11 protein-coding genes are annotated in these 11,756 nt (G+C 53.9%); all 11 read left to right on the top strand.

The window, feature by feature from the left end; translation table 11 throughout:
* The first annotated feature begins 36 nt into the window (after window positions 1-36).
* The 11 genes from iolB (at window position 37) to tssE (ending at window position 11,756) form a co-directional block, all read left to right on the top strand.
* Window positions 37-867: a 5-deoxy-glucuronate isomerase gene (gene iolB, locus DES54_RS11725; RefSeq protein WP_113867585.1), complete on the top strand. Its 831-nt coding sequence runs from the start codon at window positions 37-39 to the stop codon at window positions 865-867.
* A gap of 269 nt (window positions 868-1,136) precedes the next feature.
* Window positions 1,137-2,012, top strand: a complete 876-nt coding sequence (locus DES54_RS11730; RefSeq protein WP_113867587.1) for a MurR/RpiR family transcriptional regulator — start codon at window positions 1,137-1,139, stop codon at window positions 2,010-2,012.
* An 82-nt stretch (window positions 2,013-2,094) separates the two neighbouring features.
* Window positions 2,095-2,691 carry a D-alanyl-D-alanine dipeptidase gene (gene ddpX, locus DES54_RS11735; protein ID WP_240635005.1) on the top strand — a complete coding sequence of 199 codons (597 nt, stop codon included), beginning with the start codon at window positions 2,095-2,097 and terminating at the stop codon, window positions 2,689-2,691.
* A gap of 84 nt (window positions 2,692-2,775) precedes the next feature.
* Window positions 2,776-4,368 (top strand): ABC transporter substrate-binding protein, encoded by a 1,593-nt coding sequence (locus DES54_RS11740; RefSeq protein ID WP_113867589.1) that lies wholly within the window; start codon window positions 2,776-2,778, stop codon window positions 4,366-4,368.
* Between the two features lie 96 nt (window positions 4,369-4,464).
* A complete protein-coding gene (locus DES54_RS11745; protein ID WP_113867590.1) occupies window positions 4,465-5,481 on the top strand; it encodes an ABC transporter permease in 1,017 nt (338 codons plus the stop codon).
* A gap of 5 nt (window positions 5,482-5,486) precedes the next feature.
* Window positions 5,487-6,398, top strand: a complete 912-nt coding sequence (gene ddpC, locus DES54_RS11750; protein ID WP_113867591.1) for a D,D-dipeptide ABC transporter permease — start codon at window positions 5,487-5,489, stop codon at window positions 6,396-6,398.
* A 1-nt stretch (window position 6,399) separates the two neighbouring features.
* Entirely contained in the window at window positions 6,400-7,428 is a 1,029-nt protein-coding gene (locus tag DES54_RS11755; RefSeq protein ID WP_113867593.1) for an ABC transporter ATP-binding protein, read from the top strand.
* Window positions 7,425-8,366: an oligopeptide/dipeptide ABC transporter ATP-binding protein gene (locus DES54_RS11760; RefSeq protein WP_113867595.1), complete on the top strand. Its 942-nt coding sequence runs from the start codon at window positions 7,425-7,427 to the stop codon at window positions 8,364-8,366. Before DES54_RS11755 ends, DES54_RS11760 begins: the two co-directional genes overlap by 4 nt.
* Window positions 8,367-9,304: 938 nt before the next feature.
* Window positions 9,305-9,808 (top strand): type VI secretion system contractile sheath small subunit, encoded by a 504-nt coding sequence (gene tssB, locus DES54_RS11765; RefSeq protein ID WP_113867597.1) that lies wholly within the window; start codon window positions 9,305-9,307, stop codon window positions 9,806-9,808.
* A gap of 32 nt (window positions 9,809-9,840) precedes the next feature.
* Entirely contained in the window at window positions 9,841-11,319 is a 1,479-nt protein-coding gene (gene tssC, locus DES54_RS11770; RefSeq protein ID WP_113867599.1) for a type VI secretion system contractile sheath large subunit, read from the top strand.
* 5 nt (window positions 11,320-11,324) lie between these two features.
* Window positions 11,325-11,756, top strand: a complete 432-nt coding sequence (gene tssE / locus DES54_RS11775) for a type VI secretion system baseplate subunit TssE (RefSeq protein WP_113867601.1) — start codon at window positions 11,325-11,327, stop codon at window positions 11,754-11,756.

An 11,756-nucleotide genomic window follows, 5' to 3' on the forward strand; every position in this document is an offset into this window, starting at 1 on the left:
CACCTTGCAGGCGTCGTCAGAGTTAAGGAGCCCACGATGTCTCAGCTATTATCCCGTCATCACGCCCCGGATAAACAGGGCTGTATCCAACGTATTACGCCGCAACGTGCAGGCTGGCAATACGTTGGGTTTGAAGTGTTTCAGTTGGCGGCGGAGCAAACGCTGTTACTGCCTGTAACCGACAATGAACGTTGTCTGGTGCTGTTGGGTGGTAAGGCGACGGTGGTCACACCGGGCGAATGTTTTGAAAATATCGGTGATCGCATGGATCCGTTTGAACGCCGAAAACCGTATGCGGTCTATGTCACCGCGGGTGAAAGCATCACGGTAACGGCGCATACGGCGCTGGAGTTGGCGGTCTGTTCCGCGCCGGGGCAGGGAACCTATCCAACCCGCCTGATTGCTCCGCCGGACATTGACGCTGAGCAGCGCGGGTACGGCAACAACCGGCGCTATGTACACAATATCCTGCCGGAAAATAATGCGGCGGACAGCCTGCTGGTGGTTGAGGTGTACACCGATGAAGGTTGCACCAGTTCCTATCCCAGCCACAAGCACGATCAGGATAATCCGCCGCATGAAACCTATCTGGAGGAAACCTATTACCACCGGCTTAATCCGCCACAGGGATTTTGCATGCAGCGCGTTTATACCGACGATCGTTCATTGGATGAAAGCATGGCGGTCTATGACCGGGATGTGGTCATGGTGCCTAAAGGCTATCATCCGGTGGCGACCATCGCGGGCTATGACAGCTATTATCTGAATGTGATGGCCGGTCCCGTCCGGGAGTGGCGCTTTAGCTGGGAAGGGGCGCATCAATGGATTAACAGCGCCGAGTACGCGCAAAAGCATCCCGCCGCCTGAAAGGGTTAAGATAAAAACGGTTTCCCCAGAAGCGTTATCGCAATGTTGTGGATTGTTAACTTCTGGGGCAACTGCCTTGTTATTGTGCAGCCTTGCTCGCTTTTCCCGCCTTACCCTCCGCTCTTACCCGATGTAATGACAGCTTATCTGCCCGTAATATTCTGTTTATTAAATGAATGGATCTTAAAAAGATAATTGGCACGCTTCATGCTTTGTTAGCTAAATAACAATATGGTCGATTCTGACAGCGAAACAACAAAGGACGCGGCATGGCTGATAATCACGATGTGATTGCACAGATTGAAGCATCGTTTGCCGGACAAACGCCAACCGGCAAACGCATTGCCGGGTATCTGCTGGCTAATCTGGCGCAGGTTCCGTTTGAAACCGCCGACAGTATTGGCCGCAGCGCCGCCACCAGCGGCATTTCGGTTGGCCGTTATCTGCGCAGTCTTGGATACCGCAATCTGGATGATTTCAAACGCACATTGCGTCAGCAGAGCGGCGGCGGGTTTTATCAGCCGTGGCTGGTGACGGATCGGCTGGATGTGTATCAGCAGCGCCGGCAACAACCGCAGCGGGAAAAATTACAACAGGCGCTGGCGCTGGAACTGGATGCGATCAACCACGTCTACCAACTGGCGCAAGGAGAGATGTTTACCCGCATCAGTCGCCGACTGGCCGACGCCGATGCGGTATTCATCCTGGGCATTCAATCCACCCGCGGCATCGCCAATGCCTTTTACAGCCATCTTGAATACCTGCGTCCCAAGGTTTACTTCGCCGATGGGTTATCGGGAACCTATGTGGAATCGCTGAATTCGGAATTCGCCAACCCGTATCTGGTGGTGACGGATACGCGCGCTTACTCGGTGGTGGCGCAGAAATATTGCCACGCCGCCTGTGAGCGCGGTCTGTCGCTGGCATTGATTACCGACGTCTATTGTCCGTGGGCGCGCGACTATCCGGTGGATCTGCTTCAGGTGAAAACCGATACCGGCCAGTTCTGGGATTCGCTGGCGCCGCTCAGTTGCCTGTTCAACCTGTTGACCTCGGCGGTGCTGGAATGGCGCGGCAACGAGGCCGAACAGCGGCTGGCGGAAAATCGAACGCTGCAAAAACAGTTCGGCCAATTTGAATCTTAACTGCCGCGCCAGCGCTGCAATCTTTCTAACCCAAATACGACTTAACCCAAATAAAGCTGATGTGATGAATAAGGAATGCACGGTGACGCAAAACAGTCTGACAAAGAAAAGTGACAAGGTGGAACTGGTGGATGTCGCGGCGCTGTTGCCGGAGGTGGTTATCGATCTGAAATACGCCACCGACGATAACCTGACCGGACAACCGATTTACCGTGAATACCGCTGCCTGTTACACCCGGATGCGGCGCAGGCGCTGGCACGCTGTGCCAACGTTGCGAGACTGGCCGGTTTCAATCTAAAGATTTTTGACGCTTATCGCCCGCAACAGGCGCAGGTCTGTCTGTGGACGGCGTTTCCCAATCCTGAATACGTGATGGATATTCGTCTTGGCTCGCATCATAGCCGGGGCGTCGCTATTGATCTCACGTTGCTGGATGAACATGGCGATGCCCTCGACATGGGCGCGGCATTTGATGAAATGAATGAACGCTCGCATCCCTTCTATCCCGATTTACCGCCGACGATACAGCGTAATCGCCTGTTATTAAACGCGGTGATGCAGGCGGGGGGCTATTGCGGCATTGCCAGCGAGTGGTGGCATTTTGAATTACCCAACGCTAAGGAATACCCGTTGTTAACCGATCGTTTCGGCTGCTATCCGCCGATCAACGCCGGTTGATGACCAATTAGACGCAAACCTTGCGCAAACCATGACACAAAAAACGACCTTATCCGAACTTTTATTGATACCAGGAGATTACCCATGAGCACGATTAGCGCCAAAGTCCCTGTCTCGTTTCATCGCCTGTTCGCCTCTGGTCTGGTTGCGGGCGCCGTACTGTTTGCCGTCGCAGGCGCCGCGTTTCAGGCCCAGGCCGCCGTGCCGAAGGATATGCTGGTGATCGGCAAAGCCGCCGATCCGCAGACGTTGGATCCGGCGGTAACTATTGATAATAACGACTGGACGGTCACTTATCCGGCTTATCAGCGGTTGGTGCAGTACAAAACGGCAGGTGGAAAAGGTTCGACGGACGTTGAAGGCGAATTGGCGGAAAGCTGGACAACATCCGATGACCAACGGGTATGGACGTTCAAACTGAAACCGGGCGCAAAGTTTGATGATGGCACGGATGTCAATGCTGACGCGGTGAAGTGGTCGTTCGATCGCCTGATGCAGATTGGACAAGGGCCGTCGGAAGCGTTTCCCAAAGATATGCAGGTCACGGTTGTCGATCCGATGACGGTGCGTTTTACACTGAAAACCCTGTTCGCGCCATTCCTCTATACGCTGGCGAATGATGGCGCAGGCATTGTCAACCCGGCTATCGCCGACGCGCATCCTGACGATCAGGGCAAAAGCTGGCTGGCCGCCAACACCGCCGGATCGGGGCCGTATAAGCTTTCGCGCTGGCAGAAAGGGCAGCAACTGGTGCTGGTGCCGAACCCGCACTACAACGGCCCGACGCCTGCGTTTAAGCGCGTGACGGTGAAAATCATTGGTGAAAGTTCCAGCCGTCGTCTGCAACTGTCCCGTGGCGATATCGATATCGCCGACTCATTGCCGATGGATCAACTGGCGGCGCTGAAAAAAGGCGGTGTAGTCGCGGTGCAAGAGTACCCGGCGCTGCGCGTGACCTATCTGTATCTCAATAATGGTAAAGCGCCGCTGAATAATGCCGATTTCCGGCGCGCCATCTCCTGGGCAACCGATTATCAGGGCATGGTGAAAGGCATTCTGGGCGGAAACGGCAAACAGATGCGCGGCCCGATCCCGGAAGGCATGTGGGGTTATGATGCGACGGCGATGCAATATGGTCTGGATCTGGAAAAAGCGAAAGCGGCGCTGGCGAAGGTGACGGATCGCGGTCAGACGCTGAGCTTCCTCTATTCGGATAATGATCCGAACTGGGAGCCGGTCGCGCTTTCCATGCAGGCGAGTCTGGCCTCGGTGGGCATCAACGTGAAGCTGGAAAAACTGGCTAACGCCACCATGCGCGATCGTATCGGCAAGGAGGATTACGATATCGCCATCGGCAACTGGAGCCCCGATTTCGCCGATCCCTATATGTATATGAACTACTGGTTTGAATCCAACAAGAAAGGGCTGCCGGGCAACCGCTCTTTCTATGACAACCCGGCTGTCGACGCGCTGCTGCAAAAAGCCATCGCGGTTTCCGATCAAAAGCAACGTACCGATTACTACCAGCAGGCGCAAAAGGTGGTGATCGACGAAGCGGCTTACGTCTACCTGTTCCAGAAAAACTATCAGGTGGCGATGAACAAAGCGGTTCAGGGATTTGTGTTTAATCCGATGCTGGAACAGGTGTTCAACGTCGGACAGATGAGCAAGCAATAAACGGTAAAGACGCTGGCGGCGTCTGCGAACGCCATCCGATGACTGTTTTTTCCGGCTGACGGCGGTTGAAAGCCGTCAGCCGGTCAGGGGACGTGTATGACTTTCTTGACTATTATCCGCCAGCGTTGCTGGGGGCTGGTGTTGGTGATGATCGGCGTATGTGTGATTACGTTCATCATCTCGCACCTGATCCCCGGCGATCCGGCGAGCATGCTGGCGGGCAATCGCGCGAGTGACGAGATCGTGCAGCGCATCCGCCAGCAACTGGGGCTGGATCAGCCGCTGTACGTACAGTTTTACCGCTATGTGACTGACCTGCTGCACGGTGATTTAGGCACCTCGATTCGCACCGGCCGCCCGGTGCTTGAAGATCTGAAAGCATTTTTCCCGGCGACGCTGGAATTGGCGCTGAGCGCGTTGCTGCTGGCCATCGTGCTGGGGGTGCCGCTGGGGGTGTTGTCCGCGGTTTATCGCAATAAATTTCCCGATCATCTGGTGCGGCTGCTCTCGGTGGTGGGGATCTCCACGCCGGCATTCTGGCTGGGGTTGGGGGTGATTATTCTGTTTTACGGTCAGATGAATGTGCTGCCGGGGGGCGGACGGTTGGATGACTGGCTGGAGCCGCCGACGCACATCACCGGCTTTTATCTGCTCGATTCACTGCTGACGGGCAACAGCGAGGCGTTCTGGAACAGTTTCCAGCATCTGGTGATGCCTGCGCTGACGCTGGCGTTCGTGCACATGGGCGTTGTCGCCCGGCAAATCCGTTCGGCGATGCTGGAACAACTGGGGGAAGACTATATCCGCACCGCACGGGCCAATGGCCTGTCGCGCTGGCGGGTGATCCTGTGTCATGCGCTGCCCAACGCGCTGATCCCGTCCATTACCGTCCTTGGCCTGGCGCTGGGAGACTTGCTTTATGGCGCGGTGCTGACCGAAACGGTGTTTGCCTGGCCTGGTATGGGCGCTTATGTGGTGAACTCGATTCAGGCGCTGGATTTCCCGTCGGTAATGGGTTTTGCGGTGGTGGTGTCGTTCGCTTATGTGATCGTCAATTTGCTGGTGGATCTGCTCTACGTGTGGGTTGACCCGCGTATCGGACGTGAGGGGTAAGCGCGATGTCTTTGATTGAAAATGGCGTGGAGAACGGCGGCGTGAATCTACCGCCGCCGGAAACCACCTCGCGCTTCGCCAACTGCCGGCGTACCGGTTATCTGCTTAGCCGCAGCCCGCTGACGCTGGTTGGGGCGCTTATCATACTTATCGTGACGTTGCTGATGCTGTTTTCGCCGTGGCTGGTGCCGTATGACCCGAACGCTATCGATTTGACCGCCCGGTTACAGTCGCCTTCCGCGTTGCACTGGTTCGGTACTGACGAAGTCGGGCGCGATATTTTCAGCCGCGTGCTGATTGGCAGTCAACAGTCGGTAACCGCCGGGGTTGCGGTCGTGGTGGTCGCGGGGATTATCGGTTCGCTGCTCGGCTGTTTTTCCGGGGTGATGGGCGGGTTAGTGGATGCGCTGATTATGCGCTGTATGGACATCATGTTATCGGTGCCTTCGCTGGTGCTGACCATGGCGCTGGCGGCGGCGCTCGGCCCCAGCCTGTTCAATGCGATGCTAGCGATTGCGGTGGTGCGCATTCCTTTCTATGTCCGCCTGGCGCGCGGGCAAACATTGATGCTGCGTCATCAGGCTTATATGCAGGCAAGCCGCACCTTTGGCGCGTCACGCTGGCATCTGATTAGCTGGCATGTATTGCGTAATGTCTTGCCGCCGCTGGTGGTGCAGGCTTCGCTGGATATCGGCACCTCGATTCTGATGGCGGCAACGCTTGGCTTTATCGGTCTTGGCGCGCAGCAGCCGACCGCCGAATGGGGCGCGATGGTGGCTAACGGACGTAACTATATTCTTGATCAGTGGTGGTACTCGGCGTTTCCGGGTATGGCGATCCTGATTACCGCAACCGGTTTTAATCTGTTCGGCGACGGTCTGCGCGACCTGCTGGACCCGAAAGGAAGAGGGCGTTGATATGCAGACTGAACGCATCCTGGCTGATGTTTCGTTACCACCACCGGTACTGGATATCGACAATTTGCAACTGGTGTTTCCGGTTTATGGCGGAGAAATAAAAGCGCTGAATCAGGTGTCGCTTAGCGTCAATGCCGGGGAAATCGTGGGCGTGGTGGGGGAGTCCGGTTCAGGGAAATCCGTTACCGCGATGATGGCGATGCGGTTGTTGCCGCCGGATAGTTTTATTATTACCGGCGGACGCCTGAACATGCTCGGACTGGATGTGGTCAAGGCCAGCGAACAGACAATGCGCACCGTGCGCGGTTCGCGCGTGGCGATGATTTTTCAGGAGCCGATGAACGCCCTCAACCCGACACATAAAATCGGGCGGCAGATGAGCGAGATCCTCCGTCTCCACCAGTCGCTGAACGCTAAACAGGCGCGCAGGAAAGCGATAAGTCTGCTCAATGACATGCAGATAGCGGATGCGGAACAGGTGATGAATCGCTATCCCTTTGAACTGTCGGGCGGCATGCGTCAGCGGGTGCTGATTGCTATGGCCTTCTCCTGCGAGCCGGCGTTGATTATTGCCGATGAACCGACCACCGCGCTGGATGTCACCGTACAGCGGCAGGTATTGCGTCTGCTGCAACAGAAGGCACGCGCCAGCGGCGCCGCGGTACTGTTTATAACGCATGATATGGCCGTGGTGTCGCAATTGTGCGATCGGGTTTATGTGATGTACGCGGGGCAGGTGATTGAAAGCGGCACCACCGATGAGGTGATGGCGCATCCGGCGCATCCCTATTCCATTGGTCTGTTGCAGGCTGCGCCGGAGCATGCCGAACCGCGCAGTTTGCTGCACGCCATTCCCGGAACGGTGCCCAATCTGGCGCAACTGCCGCCGGGATGCGCCTTCCGTGAACGTTGTGCGCATGCCGATACCCAGTGCGCGCGGTCGCCATCGTTAATGCCGCTGGTAACGCGCAGGCATCAGCAGGCCGCCTGCTGGCATCCGCAACCGGCTGAACAGGAGCAGATGAGATGATGAAAGAAGCATTAATGGAATTACAGGATGTGCGGGTGCGTTTCCCCGCCAGCTATAACTGGCTGGGTAAACCGAAAAGCTATGTCCACGCGCTGAATGGGCTTGATCTGAAAATTATGCGCGGCGAGACATTGGGCATCGTCGGGGAATCCGGTTGCGGAAAAAGTACGCTGGCCCAATTGCTGATGGGATTGCAGCAGCCAAGCGGCGGCGAACTGAACCGGGCGCGTCAGGGAGGTTCCTGGTTTGGTTCGGGTATGCAGATGGTGTTTCAGGACCCGCAATCGTCGCTTGATCCGCGCTTACCGGTCTGGCGTATTATCACCGAGCCGGTTTATGTGCAAAAGCGCAACAGCGTGGCGGATCGCCGTGAACTGGCCGCGCTACTTGCCGAACAGGTGGGTATCCGCCGGGCCTATCTTGACCGCCTGCCGCACGAGTTTTCCGGCGGTCAGCGCCAGCGAATCTCCATCGCCAGGGCGCTCTCCTCCGAACCGGATATTATCGTACTGGACGAACCGACATCCGCGCTGGATATTTCGGTACAGGCGCAAATCCTTAATCTGCTGGTGACGTTACAGCGGCAGAGAAATCTGACGTTTGTGCTGATTTCGCACAATGTGTCGGTCGTCAGACATATGAGCGACCGGGTGGCGGTCATGTATCTGGGACAGATTGTCGAACTCGGTCCAGCGCAACAGGTGCTGACGCAACCGCAGCATCCTTATACCCGTTTGTTGCTGGATTCCGTACCGCAGGCCGGACGGTTGCTGGATGACGGACAGGTGGATCGTAAAGGCGAGCTTCCCAGTAACCGTAATCTGCCATCAGGCTGCTTTTTCCGCGAGCGCTGTCCCTACGCCGGGGAGGGCTGCCAGCTTCCGCAAACGCTGAGTATGACCTCTTCCGGCACGGCGGTGCGTTGTCATCGGGTGTAGGGGATAAGCGTCGTTATCCTCTGTAGAGCCTGCAATGGATTGCAGGCGCAATACCCCGCGCTATTCCAATGGAATATCAATCATCCTGTCCTGCCCGTTGTTCTGAATATTTCCAATCTATCTGCCACATTTCAGAATGGATCTTACTCTCCGGCCATTTTACTGACATTAAATTGATTGTTTGTTTATTAATCAAAATCAACATTCTGATTTATCTTTAGTACAACACTCATTAGTTTATTATTTTAACCTAAGTGATGTTTATAAATAAAAATTCTGATAGTTTTTATTAAGAGTATATGATTTATAAAAACCAACAGATTGTTTTTTTCATGAATTCTGCCCTGGATTATTACTATGGTTATTTATCCTGAAAAAAATTAGAATTAAAAATTAGTTAAAATAAAACCGCCTATAAATTACCGAATATTTTCATTATTAGTTTTCTAACTATTTAAATCCCAAATTAAATTAGAAGACAAAAAATAGCGCTTTTTTTGTTTAATTGAGACTGCCGGAGAATAAGGGCGTGATGGGTTTTTTAACGCTGTTCTTGATGCCTTATATTTGTTTAATTTATTGTTTTTATTATATTTGTTTTAAAAATCAATTTAGTCGTTCATCTAATCATATAGGCATTGACCATCTGTTGGTGTTGTGTGTATGATCCAAACGAAAATTATAAGCGTATTTAGGGCTTCTTTCTTTATTTGACGCTTATTTTCTCCTTTTGAATCGTGGTTCATACGATTTAATAATGCGTCGGTAATTCCGTATAATGATGCGGATTTTATTTCTTTTATCTCGTTGGTCGAAAAAAACAAATAATTTATTTATTTGTGATTCGGATGGTCTGCTATTGATGGAATCGGCAGGGATTTCGATGAAAATCGACTTTATTTCTCCGGGCCAGAGCATCCTTACGTTGGTATAGACATATGGCTAAAGGAACGGACGGTGCATCTGTCGCACCAAAGGAACGTATTAATATTAAATATGTTCCGGCTACTGGTGGTCAGCAGGCGGAAATAGAATTGCCGTTGACGCTGATGGTGGTGGGAAATATGAAAGGACGTACAGAGGAAACGCCTATCGAGGAACGTCAAACGGTATCGATCGACAAAAACAATTTCGCCTCGGTGATGAAAGAGGCCAATCTGGAACTGAATTTTAGTGTGCCTAATCGCCTTGAAGATGAGGGTCAGGATGATCTGCCGGTCAAACTGAACATTGGTTCTCTGAATGATTTCTCGCCTGATCGCATTGCTCAACAAGTGCCTGAATTACGTAAGTTATTGGAATTGCGTGAGGCGCTGGTGGCCTTGAAAGGACCTCTCGGCAATATTCCTTCCTTCCGTAATCGTTTGCAGGATCTGTTGTCCAGTGAAGAGGCCAGAGAGCAGCTACTCAAAGAACTGGATCTGGTGAAACCCGCAGAATAATTGACGTTTACTGACGAGATAGGGAAACAATTATGTCAATCGTTGAAGAACAGGCGCAGTCCGGGGCCGCCAGTGCCTCTGGATCACTGCTTGACGAAATTATGGCGCAGGCGCGCATCACCCCGGTGGATGAAGGATACAGCGTCGCCAAACAAGGGATCGCCGCGCTGGTCGCCAATATCCTTGATAACGGCAACGCGGCGGAGCCAGTAAATAAAGCGCTGGTCGACAGTATGATCGTCGAACTGGACAAAAAGCTCAGCAAGCAGATCGACGTTATCCTGCATGCTCAGGCGCTTCAGGAACTGGAATCATCCTGGCGCTCTTTGAAGCTGATGGTGGATCGCACCGATTTTCGTGAAAACATCAAAATCCTGGTATTGCACGCGACCAAGGAAGAACTGCTGGAGGATTTCGAGTTCGCGCCTGAAATCACGCAGTCCGGTTTCTACAAACACGTTTATTCCAGTGGATACGGACAGTTCGGCGGTCAGCCTATCGGCGGCGTGATCGGCGACTACGCCATGACCCAGAGTTCTCCCGATATCAAACTGATGCAGTATGTCAGCGCGGTGGGCGCGATGGCCCATGCGCCGTTTATCTCCTCCGTGGCGCCGACCTTCTTTGGCGTGGACAATTTTACCGATTTGCCTTCCATCAAAGATCTGAAATCGGTCTTCGAAGGCCCCGCCTACACCAAATGGCGCTCGCTGCGCGAATCGGAAGAAGCGCGCTACCTGGGGCTGACGGCGCCGCGCTTTTTAGCGCGTCTGCCTTACGTTCCGGTAGAGAACCCGATCAAGGGCTTCAACTACAAGGAAGACATCAGTTCCGATCATAACCACTATCTGTGGGGCAACACCGCTTACCTGATGGGAACGGCCCTGACCGACAGCTTCGCCAAGTACCGCTGGTGTCCGAACATCATCGGCCCGCAGAGTGGCGGCGCGATCACCGATCTGCCGGTGCATGTTTATGAAGCGATGGGACAGCTTCAGGCCAAGATCCCAACAGAAGTGCTGATTACCGATCGTCGCGAATACGAGATGGCCGAAGAGGGCTTTATCACGCTGACGATGCGTAAAGACAGCGACAATGCGGCGTTCTTCTCCGCCAACTCGGTGCAGAAACCCAAGGTTTTCCCAAACACCAAAGAAGGGAAAGAGGCGGAAACCAACTACAAGCTGGGTACGCAACTGCCGTACATGTTCATCATCAACCGTTTGGCGCACTACATCAAAGTATTGCAGCGTGAGCAAATTGGCGCATGGAAAGAACGTCAGGATCTTGAGCGTGAGCTTAATAGCTGGATTAAACAGTACGTCGCCGATCAGGAAAACCCGCCGGCAGACGTTCGCAGCCGCCGTCCTCTGCGCGCCGCCCAAATCAATGTGCTGGATGTGGAAGGCGAACCCGGCTGGTATCAGGTCACGATGGCGGTTCGTCCTCACTTCAAGTATATGGGGGCAAACTTTGAACTGTCGCTGGTAGGTCGTTTGGATAAGGAATAACGCTGATGCCGTCGCTTTCCGCCTGGGAAAGGGGAACCGCGGCCAGCCTGTTCGATCGTATCCGGGGGGAAGCGCCACGCGCCTCCCCTGAAACGGATGTTGAAGCACTGATTGCGTCCGTGAAGCGTCAATTGGATCAGGTGCTCAATACCCGGCCCGGAAGTTGTCGCAGCGCACCTGAGCTTGGCGTGATTGATTTCAATGACGCCACGCAAAGCGGCGCCGATATTCGGGGAAAAATCCGGGAGGCGATCCGGCAGTGTATCTGTCGCTTTGAACCTCGAATCGTCCATGTGGACATCAGTGCGTCGGACTATCTGTCTAATCCGTTGGAGATGTCGTTTCAGGTCACCGCCCATGTCAGGCTGGATGAACTGGAGCAGGTCGCCTCCTTCAATATTCATATGGATAGTCATCGCCATTACAGAATGATCTGA

The organism is Brenneria salicis ATCC 15712 = DSM 30166 (assembly GCF_003315515.1).
Lineage (GTDB): Bacteria > Pseudomonadota > Gammaproteobacteria > Enterobacterales > Enterobacteriaceae > Brenneria > Brenneria salicis.